This is a genomic window from Streptomyces sp. NPDC002054, from assembly GCF_040296685.1.
In the GTDB taxonomy this organism is placed as follows: Bacteria; Actinomycetota; Actinomycetes; order Streptomycetales; family Streptomycetaceae; genus Streptomyces.
Genome location: NZ_JBEOXT010000030.1, coordinates 18,022 through 38,490 on the forward strand (window position 1 = coordinate 18,022; position 20,469 = coordinate 38,490).

Annotated in this window: 20 protein-coding genes; 10 read left to right on the forward strand and 10 right to left on the reverse strand. The window is 70.9% G+C overall.

Annotation, left to right across the window (positions count from 1 at the left end):
• Positions 1-105 precede the first annotated feature (105 nt).
• The 4 genes from ABT123_RS25540 (at position 106) to ABT123_RS25555 (ending at position 3,504) form a co-directional block, all read left to right on the forward strand.
• Positions 106-1,236: an endonuclease/exonuclease/phosphatase family protein gene (locus tag ABT123_RS25540; RefSeq protein ID WP_351318701.1), complete on the forward strand. Its 1,131-nt coding sequence runs from the start codon at positions 106-108 to the stop codon at positions 1,234-1,236.
• A 45-nt stretch (positions 1,237-1,281) separates the two neighbouring features.
• Entirely contained in the window at positions 1,282-2,640 is a 1,359-nt protein-coding gene (locus ABT123_RS25545) for a diacylglycerol/lipid kinase family protein (RefSeq protein WP_351318703.1), read from the forward strand.
• A gap of 121 nt (positions 2,641-2,761) precedes the next feature.
• Positions 2,762-3,001 carry an amphi-Trp domain-containing protein gene (locus ABT123_RS25550; RefSeq protein ID WP_351318705.1) on the forward strand — a complete coding sequence of 80 codons (240 nt, stop codon included), beginning with the start codon at positions 2,762-2,764 and terminating at the stop codon, positions 2,999-3,001.
• On the forward strand, positions 2,998-3,504 hold the full coding sequence (locus tag ABT123_RS25555; RefSeq protein ID WP_351318707.1) for a hypothetical protein: 507 nt from the start codon (positions 2,998-3,000) through the stop codon (positions 3,502-3,504). The genes ABT123_RS25550 and ABT123_RS25555 overlap by 4 nt, the downstream gene beginning before the upstream one ends.
• Positions 3,505-3,570: 66 nt before the next feature.
• Here the strand turns inward: ABT123_RS25555 and ABT123_RS25560 are convergent, their stop codons facing one another.
• From ABT123_RS25560 to ABT123_RS25570, 3 genes are all read right to left on the reverse strand, one after another.
• Positions 3,571-4,737 carry an alpha/beta hydrolase family protein gene (locus tag ABT123_RS25560; protein WP_351318709.1) on the reverse strand — a complete coding sequence of 389 codons (1,167 nt, stop codon included), beginning with the start codon at positions 4,735-4,737 and terminating at the stop codon, positions 3,571-3,573.
• Positions 4,738-4,876: 139 nt separating this feature from the next.
• On the reverse strand, positions 4,877-5,434 hold the full coding sequence (locus tag ABT123_RS25565) for a pyridoxamine 5'-phosphate oxidase family protein (protein WP_351318711.1): 558 nt from the start codon (positions 5,432-5,434) through the stop codon (positions 4,877-4,879).
• Positions 5,435-5,548: 114 nt separating this feature from the next.
• Entirely contained in the window at positions 5,549-6,004 is a 456-nt protein-coding gene (locus tag ABT123_RS25570) for a hypothetical protein (RefSeq protein WP_351318713.1), read from the reverse strand.
• 255 nt (positions 6,005-6,259) lie between these two features.
• On the opposite strand from ABT123_RS25570, the gene ABT123_RS25575 reads away from it, so the two are divergent.
• Entirely contained in the window at positions 6,260-7,480 is a 1,221-nt protein-coding gene (locus ABT123_RS25575; RefSeq protein WP_351318715.1) for a cytochrome P450 family protein, read from the forward strand.
• A gap of 6 nt (positions 7,481-7,486) precedes the next feature.
• Here the strand turns inward: ABT123_RS25575 and ABT123_RS25580 are convergent, their stop codons facing one another.
• The gene (locus tag ABT123_RS25580; protein ID WP_351318717.1) at positions 7,487-8,272 is read right to left on the reverse strand and encodes a hypothetical protein; all 786 of its coding nucleotides are present in this window, start codon (positions 8,270-8,272) and stop codon (positions 7,487-7,489) included.
• Between the two features lie 139 nt (positions 8,273-8,411).
• Here ABT123_RS25580 and ABT123_RS25585 point away from each other — a divergent pair, with 139 nt between their 5' ends.
• Together ABT123_RS25585 and ABT123_RS25590 are read left to right on the forward strand one after the other, a co-directional pair.
• A complete protein-coding gene (locus ABT123_RS25585; RefSeq protein WP_502971044.1) occupies positions 8,412-8,948 on the forward strand; it encodes a DUF5990 family protein in 537 nt (178 codons plus the stop codon).
• On the forward strand, positions 8,945-9,337 hold the full coding sequence (locus ABT123_RS25590; RefSeq protein ID WP_351318721.1) for a hypothetical protein: 393 nt from the start codon (positions 8,945-8,947) through the stop codon (positions 9,335-9,337). The genes ABT123_RS25585 and ABT123_RS25590 overlap by 4 nt, the downstream gene beginning before the upstream one ends.
• On the opposite strand, the gene ABT123_RS25595 is transcribed toward ABT123_RS25590, so the two are convergent.
• Positions 9,312-10,235, reverse strand: a complete 924-nt coding sequence (locus ABT123_RS25595) for an NAD-dependent epimerase/dehydratase family protein (RefSeq protein WP_351318876.1) — start codon at positions 10,233-10,235, stop codon at positions 9,312-9,314. The two genes, ABT123_RS25590 and ABT123_RS25595, sit on opposite strands and share 26 nt — an antisense overlap.
• A gap of 122 nt (positions 10,236-10,357) precedes the next feature.
• Between ABT123_RS25595 and ABT123_RS25600 the strand changes: the two genes are divergently transcribed.
• On the forward strand, positions 10,358-11,317 hold the full coding sequence (locus ABT123_RS25600; RefSeq protein WP_351318723.1) for a GlxA family transcriptional regulator: 960 nt from the start codon (positions 10,358-10,360) through the stop codon (positions 11,315-11,317).
• Positions 11,318-11,324: 7 nt separating this feature from the next.
• Positions 11,325-11,990, forward strand: a complete 666-nt coding sequence (locus ABT123_RS25605; protein WP_351318725.1) for a M15 family metallopeptidase — start codon at positions 11,325-11,327, stop codon at positions 11,988-11,990.
• A 15-nt stretch (positions 11,991-12,005) separates the two neighbouring features.
• On the opposite strand, the gene ABT123_RS25610 is transcribed toward ABT123_RS25605, so the two are convergent.
• The 5 genes from ABT123_RS25610 to ABT123_RS25630 all read right to left on the reverse strand — a co-directional run bounded on the left by ABT123_RS25610 (position 12,006) and on the right by ABT123_RS25630 (position 16,191).
• Positions 12,006-13,043, reverse strand: a complete 1,038-nt coding sequence (locus tag ABT123_RS25610; RefSeq protein WP_351318727.1) for a winged helix-turn-helix domain-containing protein — start codon at positions 13,041-13,043, stop codon at positions 12,006-12,008.
• Positions 13,044-13,130: 87 nt separating this feature from the next.
• Positions 13,131-13,520 carry a cupin gene (locus tag ABT123_RS25615; protein WP_351318729.1) on the reverse strand — a complete coding sequence of 130 codons (390 nt, stop codon included), beginning with the start codon at positions 13,518-13,520 and terminating at the stop codon, positions 13,131-13,133.
• A gap of 208 nt (positions 13,521-13,728) precedes the next feature.
• Entirely contained in the window at positions 13,729-14,154 is a 426-nt protein-coding gene (locus tag ABT123_RS25620) for a spore-associated protein A (RefSeq protein WP_351318731.1), read from the reverse strand.
• Positions 14,151-15,365 carry a TolB-like translocation protein gene (locus ABT123_RS25625; protein ID WP_351318733.1) on the reverse strand — a complete coding sequence of 405 codons (1,215 nt, stop codon included), beginning with the start codon at positions 15,363-15,365 and terminating at the stop codon, positions 14,151-14,153. Before ABT123_RS25625 ends, ABT123_RS25620 begins: the two co-directional genes overlap by 4 nt.
• Entirely contained in the window at positions 15,349-16,191 is an 843-nt protein-coding gene (locus tag ABT123_RS25630) for a hypothetical protein (RefSeq protein ID WP_351318735.1), read from the reverse strand. The genes ABT123_RS25625 and ABT123_RS25630 overlap by 17 nt, the downstream gene beginning before the upstream one ends.
• Positions 16,192-16,434: 243 nt before the next feature.
• Between ABT123_RS25630 and ABT123_RS25635 the strand changes: the two genes are divergently transcribed.
• The gene (locus ABT123_RS25635) at positions 16,435-20,466 is read left to right on the forward strand and encodes an nSTAND1 domain-containing NTPase (protein ID WP_351318737.1); all 4,032 of its coding nucleotides are present in this window, start codon (positions 16,435-16,437) and stop codon (positions 20,464-20,466) included.
• The last annotated feature ends 3 nt before the right edge of the window (positions 20,467-20,469 follow it).

Below are 20,469 nucleotides of genomic sequence, written 5' to 3' on the forward strand. Positions count from 1 at the left end.
GCGTGGTGCCGCAGGAATGGCGGGGCCGCGTGTCAGCATCACCCGCAGCGTCACGGCTTCCCGACGCCTGCCTGACTTCCCTCCTGCCGAAAGGTCCGCTCTGCCATGCCCGAAGCCATCCCGAGCGGTGGGCGGCAGGCCCGTGCCTGGTTCGTGGCCGTCCTGGCGGCCCTCCTGCTGGCTGCGTCCGGGCCGGTCACCGCGACCGCCACGACCACGCCCCACAACCCGTCGGTCGAGCTCAAGGTCATGACCCGGAACCTGTACCTGGGCGCCGACCTCGCGCCCGTCCTCAGGGCCACCGACGGCCCGTCGCTCATCGCCGCCGTCACGAGCGTGTTCGCCCAGGTCCAAGCCACGAACTTCCCCGAGCGGGCCAAGGCTCTGGCCGACGAGATCGCCGACACCGATCCCCATCTCGTCGGTCTCCAGGAGGCCGTGCTCTGGCGCAGCCAGACGCCCGGCACGCTCAGCGCCACCCATGTGGAGTACGACTTCCTCACCACCCTGCTTCGCGAGCTGGCCGCACGAGGCAAGCACTACGCACCCGTGGCAACCGTCATCAACGGTGACCACGTCGCCCCCCGGTCCACGCCCAGCGGCCTGCAGAACATCCGCTTCACCGAGCGGGACGTGCTCCTGGCCCGCACCGACCTGCCCAAGAGGGCCTTCTCCGTCGCCAACCCGCAGGAAGGCCGCTACCGGGCCCGCTTCGTCGTCCCGGTCCCCGGCGGATCCTTCACCCTCCTGCGCGGCTGGGTCGCCGTCGATGCCACCGTACGAGGCCGCACCACGCGCGTGGTCAGTACGCACCTGGAAGGCGCCAATCCGGGGGTTCAGGTCCAGCAGGGCGGCGAACTGCTCGCCGACCCGCTCAACACGGAGCTCCCCACCGTGCTCCTGGGCGACCTCAACTCTGCTGCCGGCGGCGTCGGTGCCGTGCCGGGCAGCACCAACACACCCACGTACGCCAACATCCGGGCCGCCGGCTTCCGCGACGCCTGGACGGACACCCACTCCATCGACCCGGGCTTCACCTTCGGTCAGGCCCCCGACCTGCGAAACGCCACCTCCACCCTGAGCCAGCGCATCGACTACGTGCTCTTCCGCAACGGCCTGGCGGCCGTGAAGGCCGAGCGCGTCGGAGAGATCCCGGCCGACCGCACCCCGTCAGGACTGTGGCCCTCCGACCACGCGGGTGTCCGGAGTGTGCTCAAGCTCCCCATCACGAGATGATCGGTATGACCGCATCCTCGAGAACTGGCAGAGGACGTGAGGACGATGTCACTGCCGCAGTCGCATCCTTCCGGCGCACCGGCACGGTCTCGGCTGTCGGCCCGGTGGTTGGCCCGGCTGGCGTTGGCCTGCGCCCTGGGCGCACTGGCCGCGCTGGGGGCCGCGACCGGCCGCGGCGGTCTGCTCATCCTTGTGGTCGGCGTGGCCGGCGTGGTGCTCACGGCCATGGGGACGTGGTGGGCCCTGTCCCATCACGGGGTGGTGCGGGTGGCCGGGGCTCTGCTCATGGCGGGGGTACCGGTGGCCGTGCTGGTCATCTATGCGCGGGAGGACCTGTGGCCCCCGGCGCTGGCCGCCGTCGCGCTGTGGGGTGCCGCCGTGGTGTGCGCGGGCTTGGCGCTGCGCAGCGTACGGCAACCCGACCGGATGCAGGCGGTCGCGTGCTCCCCGCCCCGGAACCCGGTGCTGATCATGAACCCGAAGTCCGGCGGCGGCAAGGTGGGCCGTTTCGGCCTGGTCGAGAAGGCCGAGGCGCTGGGTGCCCGGGTCGTGCTGCTGGACACCTCGGTCAGGGTGGACGTCGCCGCGATCGCCCGTCAGGCGGTGGCCGAAGGCGCTGACCTGCTCGGGGTGGCGGGAGGCGACGGCACCCAGGCCCGGGTGGCCGAGGTGGCGGCCGAGTACGACCTGCCGTTCCTGGTGGTCTCCGCGGGCACCAGGAACCACTTCGCCCGGGACCTCGGGCTGGACCGCGAGGACCCGGCCGGGTGCCTGGACGCGCTGGCCGACGGGGAGGAGCTCAGGATCGACCTGGGCGTCGTGGGCGGTCGCGCCTTCGTCAACACGGCCTCGTTCGGCGTGTACGCCGAGGTCGTGCAGCGCCCGGAATATCGGGATGCACAGGCGGAAACAGCGTTGGACGCACTCCCCGACCTGCTGCTCGGATACGCCGGCCACCGGCTCGACGTGGTGACGGACGAGACGCGTCTGGAGGCTCAGCAGGCGCTGCTGGTCAGCAACAACCCCTACGCCACCCCCGAGCCGATGGCCGCAGGTGGCCGCAGACCCCGGCTCGACCTCGGAGTGCTGGGTGTGGTCGGGATCCGGGTGAACAACGCGGCCCAGGCGGCAGCGGTCGCACTCCGAGGCGCCAGGTCGGCCGGCCTCCGGTCCCTGACCTCCCACCGGGTCAGCATCGGATCGGACACGGAGAGCATCCCCGTCGCGGTGGACGGAGAGGCGCTGATCATGCCTGCACCCGTCGTCTGCTCCATCCGCCCGGGCGTGCTGCGGGTCCGGGTACCCAGGCTCCGCCCGGGTTCTCCGGCGTCCCTCCCGCCGGTCCAATGGCGTGAGATCTTCGCACTGGCCTTCAACCGGGCCGGCCGGGCGCGCGCCTCGTGACTCCGGACTCCCGGACACCGGGCCCGGGCCCGGCTGGATGCCCGACCTGCCGTGCGGGGTCACAATGAGCCTTACCTGGTGTTCCCCCTGTTCGTAGTGTTCGTAGCGGAATGGAGACACCGTGAAGGACCTCAAGTTTGAGCAGAAGGCATCCCTGTCACGCCTTGAGGCAGCTGATCAGCTCTCCGCGCTCGCGGAGGCGCTGAGGCACGGCGGCAATGCCGAACTGGAACTCGGCCCCGGGACGCTGAGTCTCCGGATCCCCGACGAACTCCGCACCGAAATCGAGGTCGAAGTCGGCGACGGGGAGATCGAGCTGGAGATCGAACTCAAGTGGCCCACCGCACGGACGGAGACATGAACGGCAGCAGCTCTGAGTATGCCCCGGTGACCTCGGAGGCCCATGCCGATTACACCGGCGCCATCTACGGCTCGCTGCTCGCCGCCTCCGTGGTGGTCGGCGCCGGGACGGCCGGCTCCTTTCCACGGCTGCACCTGATCGCGCTGCTGCTGTGCACCGGTGTGGTGTTCTGGGCCGCACACGTCTTCTCCCGCCTTTTCGGGCTCCGGATGGTGCACCACTTGAGCTGGGGCGCGGTCCGCCGTACGGGTAAGGAGGAGCGCCCGATCATCGAGGCGGCCGTCCCACCGGCCGCTGCCGTGGCCATCAGCCCATTCTTCGGAATGGGCGAGCAAGAAACGGCATGGCTGGCGCTCGCGGTCGCCCTGGTCGGACAGGTCGGCTGGGCGACCGTGGCCGCCGGCCGCGCCGGCGCCTCACGAGGTCTGATGGCGATCGCCGGTGCCATCAACCTCTTCCTCGGGTTGATCATCGTGTTTCTCAAGGTGGCGCTCCAGCACTGAGGGCCGGGGGACAGGGCCAGGGGCGCGGCCGGGCCCCCGGCTGTCGCACCGCGCCCCCGCCAGGCGTCACGGCGTATGGAAGCGGACCTCCGGGTTCTCCGCCGTGGGACCCTCCAGCACCGCCTGTGGCACCCCCTTCAGCTGCAGGTCGAAGAAGGCCGCTACGTACTGCCTGGTCAGGGCGGCGGAACGCTGACCGGGCAGTGGGGTCTCGGGATCAGGCAGCCCCAACTGGTCACCGAGGACGGGAAGGTCGGTGAACGTGAAATGACCGGCCCCCTCGACCTTCAGCCAGCGCTTCCAGCCGTCCAGCCGGCCGAAGTTCTCCGCCCAGTTCTTGTCGTGCTCGGGATCGTTCTCGGCCGTGCCCATCAGCAGGAACGGCCGCCCGCCCAGCCCGTTCCCGGGCACCGGGGTGAACAGGGTGCCATCGAGATCGGCCCCGGCGCGGATCCGCGGGTCGGCGGCCATGGCGGCTGCCGCCGAGGCCCCGCCTATGGAATGCCCGGCCATCCCGATGCGCCGCTCGTCGATCATCCGCGCATGGCGCCACGCCGGGTGACGGCCGGTGAGCCGGTCCAGCAGGAAGGACACGTCCCGGGCCCGGCCGTCGCTGACCTTCCGGTAGTCCGCCTTCTCCTTGATCTGCTCGCACGCCCGGCAGGTCAGCACCCGCCCGCCGGGGAAGGCCACGCCGGACGCCTCGTACGCATGGTCCACGGATGCCACCACATAGCCGCGGGAGGCCAAGTCCTCAGCGAGCGCGGTCAGCGTCGCCCGCGGCACCGTGAACCCGGGCGAGAGCACCACCAGCGGGAACCGTCCGCCGCGCGGCACCGCCCCCGCCCGCGAGTACGACTTCGTGGCAGCCAGCACCTCGGGCGCCACCACCCCCTCTAGCCCACGGTCCTCGATCAGCAACCGGGCCTCGTCGGTCCGCAGGTACCCCACGGGAGCACCGGTACCGCGGTGCGCGGGGTACCGGAGGGTGACCATCAGCTCCCGCGGCCCCGACCCCGCCCAGGGATCCGTCCGCGCCCGGTCCACCAGGTGCAGCGTCTCCAGCCCGACGCCGAAGCGCCCCGCAGGCGCCGGCAGACTCAGCCCGGACTTCTGGTCCACGGCGGAGACGGCCGGAGCGGACGCCGCCGCGGCGGGACTCGCAACCGCACCGGCCAACGGCAGGACAAGGGCAACAGCAGTTGCCGCAAGGACAGTTCGCGATGACTTCATGCACCCAAAGCTATGCGGGGCCCACCCACCCCGTCGTCCCCATAGCGAGCGATCAAAGCCCTCATACCCCAGAGGCACCTACCCCTCAGAAGTAGCACCCCGGAGTAGCACTCCGGCTCTCCATGGGCCGGTTGCCTGCTCAGAACACCCACCGCGTGTGCGAGTAGACCCCGTCGTCCCGGCCGAAGCCGTACGCCGTGTCCGGGGCCACCGCGAAGACCACCGCGTCGCCCTTCCGGAACGCGTCCCCGATCCCGTGGAAGGTGCCCTCCGGCGAGGTGATGTGCGCCCCGTACTTCGCCTCGTACGCCGCGATCACCTCCTCCAGCACCGCCGGCTCGGCGACCGGCTCCGCCGTGCCCTCGACCACCAGGTCGAGGCCTTCGGTGAGGGAGTTTCCCCCGGTGGTCAGCGCGCAGTGCCCGTCATGGGCGAGGTTCTTCGCCTTCTGCTCGGTCTTGCCGGTGGAGAAGTACAGCACTCCGTCGTGCCAGGCGGCGATCACGGGAGTGACGTGCAGTCGGCCGTCCGGCCGCACCGTGGACACCCAGAAGATCTCGGCAGCCGCCAGCTGCCGCTGGGCGTCGGCCCACTCGGTGGCGGTGACGTCCTCGGCGCCCGGGCGGGGATTGAGCGCGGAGCTGTAGCGGGCGTCGAGTTCGGTCGTGGGTTGCTTTGCGGATCCCTGTCTTGGCATGGCGGATCTCCTTCGTCTCCACCCATATAGACCGGATACCCGCGCCGAAATCATCGCCGCGCCCGTTTGCGCCCGTCTGCCCGCCCGATCAGGGGCGGCTACGGCCGCCGTCCGCTACCAGCGGCTCTTCCAGGAGCAGTCCCAGTGGCCCTTCACCCAGTGCTTCTCCCAGTGCCCGGGAACGTAGATCCACTTCCAGTGGCCGTCGCGGTCACTCGACCGGCCACCCCCGCCGTCGTACCGGTCACCGTTGTTCCGGTCGCCCTTGTTCCAGTCACTCCTGTGCGAGTCGCCCCTGTGGGAGTCGCCCCTGTTCCAGTCACTCCTGTTCCAGTCACTCCTGTTGTCGTGCCGGCCGTCGCGATGGTCCTTCACCCACTTCTTCTCCCAGTGCCCCTTGACCCACGTCTTCTGCCAGTGCCCCTTCTTCCACTCGCACCGCTTGCCGGGGTCCTCGACGAAGGAGGAGACCGTCACGGCCCCCTGCGGGGGCGCCGCCATGGCGGGGGCCGCAGCCCCGAGGGCGGTGCCACCGGCGAGGACGCCCGCGGCGGCAGTCGCGACAGCCATCCTCCGGAAGCGAACGGGAACGGACATCGATCCCACCTCCTGGCCCCCACCGGGGTGAGAGCAGTGAGTGATGTGACACAAACGATTCTGCGCTTTTCGCCCTCCGGTTTACATAGGCCATACATACGCGCAGCCTCCGGTGACGCTGTGTGACAGCAGATGCCGCCGGAGGCATGGCCGAAAAGCGGCATTCCTGGAGGCTTAGGCATATATCCTCACTCTTCACAGCGAGGGCGAAGTACTCCTGGAGGCAACATGAGCGAGCGCCCGGTCCTTCTGCCCTACGCCGATCCAGCCTTCGTCGCGGACCCCTTCCCGCTGTACCGGCAGCTGCGCGAGGACGCCCCCGTGCACCGCGCCGTCATCGCGGGCGGCCTGGACGCCTGGCTCGTCACCCGCTACGAAGACGGACTCGCGGCCCTGTCCGACCCCCGCCTCAGCAGTGACATCCGTGATGCCTCGGACACCCGGCTCCTGCGGCAGCTGCCCGAGACAGAGCGCGAGTCGATGCTGAGCAATATGCTCCGCAGCGACCCGCCCGACCACACCCGCCTCCGCCGCCTGGTCTCCAAGGCGTTCACCGCCCGCAGGGTGGCCGGGATGCGGCCCCGGATCCAGTCCGTCACCGACCGTCTGCTGGACGCGGTCGTCCCGGCCGGCCGCGCCGACCTTGTCGCGGATTTCGCGCTGCCGCTCCCGGTCACCGTGATCAGCGAACTCCTCGGCGTACCGGTCGACGACCAGCACGACTTCCAGCGCTGGACGGACCGCATGATCATGCGCGGCGCCGAGCCGCCGGACCCCGCCGTGGTCAACGAGGCCTGGCAGCACATGCGCGCCTACGTCACCGGCCTCATCCACGCCAAACGGGCGGCGCCCGGCGACGACCTCCTCAGCGGCCTCATCACCGCCCGGGACGAGGAACAGCAGCTCAGCGAGGACGAGCTGATCGCCATGGTGTTCCTGCTGCTGGCCGCCGGCTACATCACCACCGTCAACCTGATCGGCGGCGGCATCGCCATGCTGCTGGCCCACCCCGGCCAGCTCGACCAGCTGCGCTCCGACCCCGAGCTGCTGCCGGGTGCGATTGAGGAGTTCCTCCGCTACGACGGCCCGGTCAGCCCCGGCATCGCCCGGTTCGCGCGCGAAGACGTCGAGATCGCGGGCGTGACCATCCCGCGCGGGGCGACCGTGCTGATCGCCTCGGCCATCGCCGACCGCGACCCGGCACGGTTCTCCGACGCCGACCGCCTGGACATCACCCGGCAGGACAATGCCCACCTCGCCTTCGGGCACGGCATCCACTACTGCCTGGGTGCGCCGCTGGCCCGGCTGGAGGGGCAGATCGCCATCGGCACCGCCCTGCGCCGGCTCCCCGGGCTGGCTCTCGCCGTCGCGCCGGAGGAGATCCGCTGGCGTCCCGGCGGACTGCGCGGCCCCCAGAGCCTGCCGGTGACGTTCACCCCCGGCGGCTGACATCTGTCAATCGACCTTTATGGAGGCGAGGGCCTCTCGGGCAGCCTGCTCTGCCGCAGGGAACGACGAAGAGTCCACCCGGGTGGGGTCCTGACCGGTGCTGGGTGGTGGCAAGTACCACACCTTCACCGTCACGTTGGCGCGGCGGGCCAGTACGGTCACATCACCACCGGGCTGCCATACCCGCAGGGCCTCGTCGCTCACTCCGTCCAGTCCGTCCAGGGTGATGGTGCGCGATGTACGGCCTTCGGCACCGCGCAGGTTCAAGGCGTGCTGCTTGCGTGCCTTGGCGGTTGCACTGCCACCGAAGGACCCCTCCCACTCGCCACGGACGTACTCCAGCCACAAGGTGCCGCCGTTCTCATCGTCCCGCCACACGCATGATGAACCGGGCCCGTAGCCGCCATTGCCGTCCTTGCGCTCTGCAATGCCGGCCGGTGTCAGCCGCACGGCGGCGGCTGCTCCTGCGGCGCACGGATCGGGCAGCTGCGAGGCCTCATGGCGTCCGGGCCACCAGGGGGCGTTCCACGGCCGGTCCGCCACCAGGATGATCGGTACGAATACGACTGCCGCCACCAGTCCCATGCATCCCATGTCAAAGAAGGTCATACGGGGCGAAGCCACCTGAGCGGCCGACGGATCAGCGGCCAGCCGTCTCCGGAGGACCGACGACACAAGCCCCACTCCGAGCAAGACGGTCAAAATCAAACAGGCCATCATGTTCTGGCTTCGGAACCAGATGCCGGCTATCAGGAGCGCCGGCAGGAGCAAGAGGCGCGGTAAGTCGGGCATGACTGCTCCGTCTCTCGTGGGGCGATCGGCCAACGGCCCGTCATCCATGCCTACCCCATCCGAAGAGCGGGAGGTAACCTTCCGGCCCGCACGGGTTGCGCCACAGCCCTGCCCCCGCCGACGCGGAAGAATGGCCACCATGCGCATCAGCATCCGCATCGACGCCGTCGACCTGCCCGGCTCCAATTGCCCGCCCGTGTCTACTGTCGACGGCAGTGAGCCGGAGCCGGGCTACCGAAACGTTCATGTCGCGGTCCAGCGCCGCGACCGCCCGGCCGAACTCCTTGATCCGCAGCCAGGTGACGCGACGAGCGCCACCTGGACCCTGGAGTGCACGACCACCGCTTCCGCGACGGGGACCGATGTGAAGGGCCCGTACGTACAGGGCCGCCCGGGCAGCCGGTTCATCTACCTCTCATGGGGCACGGTCGACGGCTCGGGCGCCTTCACCATGTTCCGCCGCGCCAAGCTGATGCTCGACGCCGTCCCCACACAGATCCTCGATGCCGCTGCGGACAGCGGTCTGCTGGTCGGACGCCTGAGCCTGACCGACGCCTGCGGCGAACCCCTGTGCGCCCGGGTCGTACCGCCCCACATCACCTGGACGGCACCCCCGCCGGCTGACGGCGCCACCGCGGAGCCGGATCGCGCCCATCGGTCCTGGAGAGACACATGAGCTACGACATATTTCCCTGCCGGTACGTGAACGGCGAGCCGGCGCCGCTGGACAGGGATATCGCTCTCGAGGTTCTCGGTCCGTACGTGACGGCGCGTGATCCTGAGGGCACGTTCCTGCAGCTTGCCGCGGGGGAGTACCAGGAAGCGGATGTCTATCTCGGCACCGAGAGCAGCTTTATGATCAGCCACTTCGGCGGAGAGAGGATCATGGACCTCATCTCCGAATTGCTCCAACGGCTGGAGGCCGTTCTCCTGCTTCCGGGCGGGACAGTGCTCATCAACCGGGATGAGGACGGCAAGCACCTGCCGCCGAACATGCGAGACGAGTGGTCTGTCGTCGTCGCGTCGACCGGGGAAGCGATCACCCGGGCGATCCGGGCGTCCTGAGTGTCATCTCGGCCAGAACCTCCTCGAGTGGGGCGGGCGTGATGCCCAAGGCCTGTGTGGCCGACGATGCGTCCAGGATGTTGGGCCGGTCGTACAGGTACAGCATCTCGGGGAACTCCGCCATGACCGGATCGGTGCGCCCGATGTCCTGGAGCTCGTGCACGGTCATGCGGCGCAGTTGCGGGGCAGGCGCGCCGGATGCCTCGGCGAGGCGCGCTGCCAGTTCGCGGACGGACGCCTCGGAGACGGAAGGCACGTGCCAGGCCCGCCCCCAGGATGCGTCGTGCCGGGCAGCGGCGATGAGAGTGCGCGCCACGTCGACGGTGTAGGACCAGCTGTGCGGGGCATCGAGGTCACCCGGGTACGCCACGGGCGCGCCGGCCAGCACCTGCGCCCCCACCATCAGCGTGAACGGGGAGTACGCGCCGGCACCGAGGTAGTCGTTGGCGCGGACCTCGGTCACCCGTACCCGGCCGGCTTCGTGGGCGGCGCGGGCATCGTGCCACATCTGTGCGCGGACGCGGCCCTTCTCGCTGGTCGGCGCCATGGGCAGGCCCTCGGTGACCGGGCCGTCGACCGCCCCGTATCCGTACGTGTTGCCGAGCATGACGTAGTCCGCGCCGGTGCGTTCGGCAGTGGTCAGCAGAGCGGCTGCCAGGGGCGGGAACTCGGCCGGCCAGCGGTCGTAGGGCGGCATGGCGCAGTTGAACAGGACGCCGGCCCCGGTGGCCAGCCCGACAAGGCGGGCGGTGTCGGTGGCGTCGGCGGCGACCCGATCGATCCGGGGGTGTACCGGCCCGCTGCCGCGGCGGGTGATGAGACGGACCTGCTCACCGGAGTCGGCCAACAGACGGGCGGTCGCCGAACCGGTGGCTCCGGCACCGATGATGACGTGCATGGACACGGTGTTCTCTCCCTGAGCGTTGAGGTGAGGTGAGGTGCGGTGAGGTCTCACCACCCTGCCCGCGGAGTGATCCGTAAGGTAGTGGCCCGAATGCCATACATCCGGAGGTTCGGGCCATGCATCGAGTCGCCGTCATCGCGGTCCCACCGGCCACCACGTTCGACCTGTCCATCCCCGAACTGGTACTCGGCGAGACGACCGTGAACGGCCGGCCCGGCTACGAGGTACGCATCTGTACGGCCCGGCCGGGGCCCGTCGCCACCAGCGGCAGCCTGCAGGTGGCCATCCCGCACGGGCTGGACGCCGTCGAGGACGCCGACACCGTCATCGTCACCGGGACCGGCGCCCGGGAGGACGTCGACCCACGCGTACTGGCGTCCCTGCGCCGCGCGTCGGCCGCGGGCAAGCGCGTCGCCTCGATCTGCACCGGAGCGTTCGTCCTGGCCCGGGCGGGAGTGCTCGACGGCCGCACGGCCACCACCTACTGGGCCAAGTCCGAGGAATTCCGCAGCCGCTTCCCCGAGGTCAGCCTGCGCCCCGACGTGCTGTATGTCGAAGACGGCAAGGTACTGACCTCCGCCGGACTGTCCGCCGGCATCGACCTGTGCCTGCACCTGGTCCGTACGGATTACGGTGCTGCGGCAGCCAACGCCGTCGCCCGACTGGTCGTCGCGGCACCGGTCCGCCCCGGCGGACAGGCCCAGTTCATCGAAACACCGATGCCACCCGAGAACGGCACCTCACTGGCCGACACCCGCGCGTGGGCGCTCGGCAGACTCCACGAACCAGTCACGCGCACCGCGCTCGCCGGCCACGCCCGCACCAGCGTCCGCACCCTGACGCGCAGGTTCCATGCCGAGACCGGCCTCAGCCCCCTGCAATGGCTCCTCCACCAGCGGGTGAACCGGGCGCAGGAGCTACTGGAGACCACGGACCTGCCGATGGAGCAGGTCGCGCGTCTCAGCGGCCTCGCAACCACCGACTCCCTGCGCCAACACCTCTCGAGACGAACCGGACTCACACCCAGCGCCTACCGCGCTGCCTTCACACTCACGAAACCCGGCCGTGCGGGATGATCGCGTCATGAATGAGATCGTCCTGATGTCGGACCCGAAGGTTGCCGCCATACCCGTTGCGGAGTGCGGTGAGCGTCTCGTGGACGTCCGCCGCGATGGCGGCTCGTTGCTCGTCGACACGCGCAAGCAGGACCCGGCCGATGCCTTCGCCCACCTCCGGGAGGGAGTGCTGGAGCGACTGCTCACGGCCCAGGCGATGCTTCCGCCGGGCTTGCGGCTGCTGTTTGTCGAGGGATACCGGCCCCCCTCGCTTCAGCGTGAGTACTTCGAGGAGTACGCCGGCCGACTGCGAGACATCCATACCCAATGGTCCGACGAGCAGATCCACGCGGCGGCGAGCCGGTACGTGTCGCCGCCCGACATCGCTCCGCACAGCGCCGGTGCGGCCGTCGACCTCACCCTCGCCGACGCCGGCGGGCGCGAGCTGGACCTGGGTACACGGATGAACGCAGACCCAGAGGAGAGCAACGGCGCCTGCTACACCCATGCCGTCAACATCAGCGAGAACGCCCGCGCCAACCGGAAGCTGCTGGGGGCTGTGCTCACCGCCGCCGGGCTGGTCAACTACCCCACCGAGTGGTGGCACTGGTCCTTCGGCGACCGCTATTGGGCTTTGATCACCAAGGAGGCCGCAGCCCGCTACGGCCCGAAGGAGCTCTCCCCGTCCCGTTGACCGGCGGCCAAGCCGTCACCAGCCTTCGCCTGCCGCCCTCCGGGCCGCTTCGCAGGCGCGCGGTGGAGCCGAGCCGTTGGTGTTGAGCAGGGTGAGGCCCAGGTGGGTCAGTGTGTGAAGGGCGGTCTTGCGCTCCCGGGTGACGGTGGTCAGGCCGGCGCTGCGCAGTGTGGCGGCGTGCTCGCTGGCGCTCGCCGGTGAGATCCTCGCCTGCTGGGAGAGCTGCGTCGTCGTGCACGCGGGATGGTCGGCTATCACACACAGCACGACCGCCCGGGTACGGCCGAGAAGCGCGGACAGAGCCGGTGGCACCGGAGCATCGACCCGGCGTGCATCAGCAGGGGGAGCCCACAGGCCGGCCGCGTCGACCGGACTGTGCAGAGCCGGATACACCATGACCACGGCATCGGCCTGCGGGCCGGCGAACAGCTGAGGAACCGGCCCGCAGAACACCGACGGAGCCAGGATCAGTGGGCGACCCGCCAAGTGGAAGTCGGCGGCCGGGTGGAGGAGCGGCCGATAGCCTGGGATCTCCAGCAGCGCCGTCACCTCGCCCTGCACCATGAGGCGCCCCCGGCGCGCCACCTCGCCGTCCAGGTGGTGGTGGATACGCCCCCAGTACGAGGCGACTGCCACCTCGTGGCAGTCCTGCAGCGCCGCGGCAAGCCGTTGTACGGAGCGCCGGTCAGCCGTCATCACCTCGGACAGCCACTGCGCCCGCTGCCTGCTCGAGCCCGTACACACGGCAAACTCCTCGCGCAGCCGGCCTTCCGGCGCACTGAGCAGCCGCTCCAGCCCCTCGCCCATGCAGCCGGCAGCGCCCACCAGGGTGAACAGATCAACCAGCCCCCCGGCCGGTGAGCTGAGGAACCGCGCGGTGAGCGGACCATCGCCCGTGACGAGCGGGCCCGTGCGCGCACGCCAGCCGCCGAACAGCGCCTTGCCGTCACGCCGCTGAAGGTTCCACAGGCTCAGGGACGTCTCCGCGAGCGGACCGAGCACATAGACTCTCACCTGAGCCATGTCCTCCGCGGTGAAGTGCAGACGCAGCACACCAGCCTCCCCCCACCCACCTGCCCCCGGGCCCCATGCTTCCCGCTGCCGTTGTTTCGGGGGCAGACCGAAACGAGCCGATGTGCCTCAGGCTTCGGTCCGCTTCTCCAGGCGGCTGCCACTCGGCCGGGTGACGGACATGATGTCGCTGGGGCCGTCCAGTGCGAGGCGGTGCCATCGTCCGCGCGGGACGATGGCCGCGGTTCCGGCCGCCAGCCTGATCTCCTCCTCCTCTTCCCCCGGCTGCTCCGGGCGGAAGTAGAGGCGTATCCCGCCGGTGAGACATGAGACGACCTCGTCCGCCTCGGAGTGGACCTCCCAGTGGTCGGCGTGGACGTCGGCGTCGGTCTCCACACGGAAGGCCATCACCTGCCAGCCGTTCCACTCCATGTCGAACACAGGCTGTACGGCGTGTACCTGGCCATCCTGCTGGAGTTGGATGAAGGAGGCGAAGAGGTCGATCGGGGCGACCGTCATGTCGCGACGTCCTTTCTGCGGTGATGTTTCGATCCCGAGTTCGGGATCCATGCGGGCCATCCTCACCGCCGGCCGGTCCAGGATCATCCGCCGACCGTCGGGCATCCCGCCCGGATCGCGCACCGAACGGCGGTCCTCGAGCTGTCCGCCTCCTGCCGCTGCGGGTTTCCCCCGCATGTGCTGCGGGGGAAACCACCGGACCGCAGGGTCAGCCGCAGTGGCTGGCGTACTCGGCCACGTTGTGCTGAGAGGGATCGCTGCCGAGCCGGCCACCCCAGTTGATGCAGGTGCCGCGCCCGTTGACGTAGACCGGGCCGGCGTAGCGGGTGTACTCGCCGTGGTCCTGGGACTTCCTGTCGTCCGCGGTGCGCTGCACCCAGGCGCCGATCAACCAGGGCCATCCGCCGTTGTCGGTGGTGATCTGGTGGACCACGCAGTTCTTGCCGGTGGCACGGTTCCAGGTCAGGAAGACCGTGGTGGCGTCCCCCAGGGAGCGGGAGTCGATCACCGTGTAGCCGGTGCCGCAGGCGCCGTTGTATCCGGCGGCCGAGGCCGGGGCCGCAGCCGCGCCCGCTGCGGCCAGGGTGGCGAGGGCGGCCGGCACCGTGAGGCCGCGCCGCAGTCGTTTCGTCATGGAGTCCTCGCATCGTCGCAGGAGAGCGGCGCCAGATCCGCGCCGGACAGGACGTAGCCGGCGGGCCGGCCGTCGGCCGCCGGCTGGGAGACCGCAACGGCCCGGCCGTGGCTGATGCTTCCGCCGTGCTGTGCAGTGAGCTGTGTGTAGGCGCGGGTGCGGACGTCCGCGCCCCAGGTCGCGACCGGGTCGGTCCAGGTGATCACATCGCTGGCGACCCGCACCCAGTCGATGCTCTCGCCGCGGACCACCACGGCCGGCGCGGCCCAGCCCGCCCGCCAGGCGTACAGGGTCCGGCGGTCCGCGCCGGTCCAGGCCCAGGTGGTGCCGTCGCTCGCCGGGGACGGTGAGCCCTCGGCGGCGGACAGGGCGGCCGGCAGCTGCACCGGGTTGCCGGCCGCGTCCGCCGCGGCCAGTTTCACGGGAGTGTCCATCGCGAAGGCCTCCGGCCACACCACGGTCTCGCCGGCGAAGAACGACGGTGCCATGTGCCCGCTGCGGACGATCCGGTCGCTGCCGGTCGCCAGGTCGTACAGGTGGACCTGGCGCTGTATGTCGCTGAGCTTCTGGTTGCGGGTTCCGTCGCCGACGGCCTGCACCCATGTGGCCCGGCCCCGGTGGACCCAGGGGTAGAGGAACGGCCCGGGGACGACGGCGCCGTCCGGTCCGAGGGCGCTCTGCGCGATCCTCCTGGGGGCGCCGCCGGAGACCGAATCCCAGGCGTAGAGGTCCCACTTGGACGCGATGTCGTTCGAGTGCAGGACGCTGAACACGAGCCACCGGCCGTCGAAGTCGGCGAGGCCGAAGCCGCCCCGCTCGGGGTGGGCGGCGGTGTGTACGGTCGTACGCCGGGTGCCGTGCTCACGCAGCCAGACCAGTGCCGGCGCACCTGCGGCCCGGCTGACCGCGAACACCGACTTCCCGTCGGGGGCGACCGCGATCGGATCCAGGGTCTCGCCGGAGGCCGCGGTCAGTGCGCCGGAGGTCTGGGCCCGCTGCCAGTCTGCGGGCAGCGCTGCCCGGCAGAACGTGGTGGCGTCGGGGCCGGTTCCGGTTCCGGGCCCGGGCCGGGTGGGCCGAGGATGGAGGGAGGGAGAGGCAGAAGAGTCTGCTGTCGCGGTCGGCAGGTGCGGCGCCGACGAACACCCGAGGGTGCTCGCCAGCGCCACACCCAGCACTGCGATCAGCAGTCTTCTACCACTGGTAGCCACGGCCGCCCATGATCGTCACCAGGGTGCTGATGGGCATCCCGGAGCGCGGCGGCACGGAGGACCACACGGTGTTGGCGGAGTCGAGGTAGGCCGCCCAGTCGCCGTCGTACCCCTGGAAGGTGAACCAGTGGTACAGGGTGGTGGTGCTGTTGGGGTGGCCCACCAGGTGCGGGCCGTTGTGGACCTCCATCGAGTTGCCCACCACAGGGGTGCGGTAGCCGTATATGTTGCCGCGGAGCCGCGACTTGAAGGTGCTCACGTCGCTGCTGCTGGGCGTGTAGGGGAGGTTGGCGCGTACGTACTCGAAGTCGCCGGACTGCTCGGTCAGCAGCTTGGTCATGATGTCGACGCCGGTGCCGCCGTTGTTCGGGGTGATGCCGACCCGGCGCGCGTAGTAGCCCTGGTCGTGCAGCCAGTTGCCGCGCATGCCCATGGCCGCGACCAGGGTCGCGGGGCCGCAGTAGTTGTTGTACCACTGCCCCTGGTGGGTGTTGGGGAGCATGAACGTGTTCGGGTAGGCCATGGTGCCCAGCCGGGACCGCTGCCCGGACGAAGTCAGGAACGCGTTCTTCCGCTTGACTTCGGCGGCGCTCGGCTTCCAGGAGCCCCAGCCGTCCGACGAGGTGTCGTCCGGCCGGTGCGCAGCGGCCTTGGCCAGGCCGAGCTCCTGCACGGACAGCGTGCCCGCCGTGCCCGCCGTGCCGGAGGCCGCGGACGGGCCGGCGCCGGGGTGGCCGGCCGCCGAGGCGACCTGCGGGGCGGTGAGCCCGCAGAGCAGGAGAGCGGCCAGGACCGCTGTCGTACCGGCCTTCGCAGTGATTCTCATGGTCCTCTTTCCCTTCGGGGGTTGCAGTCGTGGGCCGTGGTGGTCCACGCCGAGGACGAGTCTTGGCAGCTGCTCCGTTGTTGCGCGGCCCCGGCCGGGCGACGAAACAATCCTGCGAGCGGCGGGCCAGCGGCGGGATACGCGCCCTGCCCCGTCGCGAAACCGTCTTGTTCGCACGGCGGCGGGACGGTTGGGTCGCTGTGGCTGCGCCCGGTCGGGCGCGGTGGGGGAGCAGCCACGGGGGTGGGTGTGGGGCGTCGGGAGAAGCCGCTGGATCCGGCGGCGGGACCGGTGGCGGAGTTCGCGTTCGCGCTGCGCAAGCTCCGGCAGGAGGCGGGCGGCCCCACCTACAGCGCGATGGCTCGCCGGGCCGGGGCGTACTCAGTGGCCACGCTGTCCCGGGCGGCGGGCGGTGAGCTGCTGCCGACCCTGCCCGTGGTGCTCGCGTACGTCGCGGCATGCGGGGGCGACCCGCAGGAGTGGGCGGCACGGTGGCGGCTGGTGTCGGAGGAACTGACCGCTGCCCCGGCCGACGACGAGGCCGACGAGCCGTCCCCCTACCGGGGCCTGGCCCGCTTCGAGCCCGGCGACAGCGAGCTGTTCTTCGGCCGGGACCGAGCGGTGGCCGACCTCCTGGCCCTCGTACGCGAGCACCGGGTGGTCACCCTGTTCGGCGCTTCCGGCAGCGGCAAATCCTCCCTGCTGCGCGCCGGACTCATCCCGCAGCTGCGCGACACCGGGCCCGGCCGGCCGCGCCCGGCCGCGATCCGCATCCTGACCCCGGGCGAGCACCCGCTCGACACCCACGGTCCGCTCCTGGCCCCGGCCGGCGCCGAGGGCGACGGCGACACGTGGCTCATCGTCGACCAGTTCGAGGAGCTCTTCACCCTCTGCCACGACGCCACGGAGCGGACCCGGTTCATCGACGCCCTCCTCGAAGCCGGGGCACCGGGCCGACGGCTGCGTGTCGTCCTGGGCGTCCGGGCGGACTTCTACGCCCGCTGTCTGGAGCACGCCGGCCTCGCGGCGGCCATCCGGGACGCGAGCCTGCCCGTCGGCCGGATGACCCCGGCCGAGCTGCGCCAGGCGATCACCAAGCCGGCCGCAGCCCGCGGGCTCATCGTCGAACGCGCGCTGACCGAAGCCCTCGTCGAAGAGGTCTCCGCACACACCGGCGGGCTGCCGATGCTCTCCCACGCCCTCCTGGAGACCTGGCGCCGGCGACGGGGCCGCACCCTCACCCTGGAGGCGTACGAACGGGCCGGCGGCATCCGCGGGGCCATCGCCCAGAGCGCCGAAGCCGCCTACACCCGGCTCGGCCCCGCCCAGGCCGAGACCGCCCGGCAGATCATGCTGCGGATGATCACCCCGGGCGTGGGCGTCGCCGACACCCGCCGCCCCACCCCGCGCGCGGAACTCGAAGCCATCAGAACCGTCCGCGAGGCGAACACCGTCCTGGAGATCCTGTCCCGGGCCCGCCTGATCAGCCTCGACGAGGACACCGCCGACCTCGCCCACGAGGCACTCATCACCTCCTGGCCCCGGCTGCACGACTGGATCGAGGAGGACCGCGAGACCCTGCGCCTGCACCGCTGGCTGACCGAGGCTGCCGCCGCATGGGACTCCGTCGGCCGGGACCCCGGCGTGCGGATCCCGCCCGTCCGCCTCGCCCGGCTCGCCGAGTTCACCACGGCGGCAACCGGCCGCAGCGGACACACCGCCCGCACTGCCCTCACCGCACTCGAAGCCGATTTCATCGCCGCCGGCAGCGCCACCCACCGCCGTACCATCCGCCGTCGGCGGACGGCACGGACCGTGATCTCCCTGCTCGCGGTACTGGCCATCCTCGCCGGAACCGCGGCCTGGCAGCAGAGCCGCTCCGAAGACCGGCGCCGGGTGCAGAACGCCGCACTCCGCACGGCCGCCCTCGCCGAGAGCATGCGCGGAACCGACCCGGTCACCGCCGGCCGCCTCAGCATCGCGGCCTGGAACCTGGCCGACACCACCGAGACCCGCGCCGCGCTCCTCGGCTCACGGGCACACCGCCCGGAGCCGGACTTCGCCCCCCTCGACGGCGATACCCGCGACTACGGCGGGATGCTGAGCCCGGACGGCAGGACCCTGACCCTGCACAAGAAGGACCGCCTCGAGCAGTGGGACATCACTTCGCACCGCCGCACCGGCTCCCGCGTGCTGCCCGGTGCCCCCAATGCCCCGCGCCGTCATCCCGACGGACGCATCAAGGACCTCACCGACTGGCTGCGGCTGAGTCCCGATGGGCGGCGGGCCGTCGCTGCTGTGGGCGGCGTGTTACGCAACGACGTACTGGTGCCCGGGGAGGTGCACGTCTGGGACGTGGCCTCGGGCGAACGGCGTACGCTTCATCCGGGCCCGAACAGCTCGAACTTCGGCGACGTGAGCTGGGGTGCCGACAGCAGATGGCTGGCGTTGAACGTGGACGGCAGGGTCGAGCTGTGGGACGCCGGCACCGGGCAGCGAACGTTTGCGGTTGAGGGGGACGAGCACGCGCGTGCCGCGGCGGTGAGTGCCGACGGCGGTCGCATCGCGCTGTGCGGGAAGGACGGCCGGATCCAGGTCTGGTCGGCAGCCGACCGGAGGAGACTCAGCTGGGGGGACTGGGACGCCGCGTTGGCCATCGATCCGCGGCAGTGCGAGGGCGGCCGGTTGGTCTTCAGCCCTGACGGGAGCATGCTGGCCGTCATGCTGGACTCCGGCATCTTGGGAATCGACCTGAGTTCAGGCCGTTCCCGGCAGTTCACCGAACACGGGCTGAGGGAGTTCGTCTTCAGCGCGGACTCGCACTTCATCGCCGCCTTGAAAAAGGACGCGGTACTCGTCTGGCGTTCGCACGGCAACGGCAACGGCGCCGACGACCAGGAGGACGCGCCCGTATTCGCGCTCGACCTGCCGAATGAGACCCCGTCCGGGCTCGCCATCGACACCGAAGGACAGGCGCTGCGCTACCTGCGGACCGACGGCCTGACCGTCGCCACTGTCGACATCGGCTCGGTGCTGAACGCGCCCTGGTTGACGGGACAGCAGCCCTTCGCCTCGGTCAGCCCGGACGGCCGGCACGTGATACGCGGGGCGAAAGAGGGGGCGACGGTCACCCTCGGCCTGTACGACCTGCATACCGGAGCGCAGCTGGCGGCGCTTCCTCTGGTGACCGGGACCGGGCGGGTGCACGAGCCTGTCGTTGCCGGGTTCAGCCCGGACAGCAGGCTCTTTGCCTATGGCATCGAGGGGTTCGGCCAGGAGAGGGGGGTTGTGCTCCTGTGGGACCTCACAGCCCGCCGGACCGTCGCAGAACTGCCCGTCCCCGACGGAGGGGCGCTGACAGGGGGCCTCCACCCCTTCTGGAGGGACGGCAAACCGGGCGTCTACGCAACAACCGACTCGGGCCTGTGGGAGCTCGCCTCCGGCAAGCGGCTCGCGGAGCTGTCCCTGACCGGCACGTTCGCCGTCACCTTCGACTCCCATCTGGCCGCATTCGGCAACGGGGCGATGGTGAGTCTGCCGACCGGCACCATGCTCCGAAGACCGAAGTCAGTGAATCCCGGCGGGGCTGCTGCCTTCAGCCCGGACCGCAGCTCCTTCGCGGCTGCCGACGACACGGGGCGGGTCATGATGTGGAGCGGCCTGGTCGATCGAGTGCTGGGCATCCTCTCACCGGAATCGGCAGACGCACTGTCAGGACGGCGCGCCGCCGTGGAAGAGCTGGCCTTCTCGGCCGACAGCCGGACCCTCGCCACCGGCGACAGCCTGGGCCGCGTCCGGCTGTGGGACACGGAAACCCTCCGCCCGCTCGGCGGCCCGCTGCCGACCCCGGGCGACCCCATTCGAGGACTCGGCTTCAGTGCGGACGGCGGGACCCTGTACGTCCAAGGCGCGCACACGCCCCTGCTGGCCTACGACGTCCATCCCGAGACGATCGCCGCTGCCTTGTGCACCCGCTTCGGCGGACCGCTCTCCCGGGACCGATGGGCGGACCACATCCACGACGTCCCCCATCGCGACACGTGCCGGCCGGTACGACGGCCCGCGGACCCGGTCCCACCGTGCCCCGGCGACGCCGCAGCACGGCCTGCTCACTGCTTCCCCTTGCCCGGGGTGAACGGTCCGGACTCGGGGGCCACGCACTTGTCGACGGTGGTCTCCTCGCCGGCCGCCGATCCCTCGAGGCAGAGCCGGCCACCGTCGATGCGCAGGTCGAGAAGGAACCGCTTGGTCGCGCCGGACTGCTTGAGGTCGTGAATG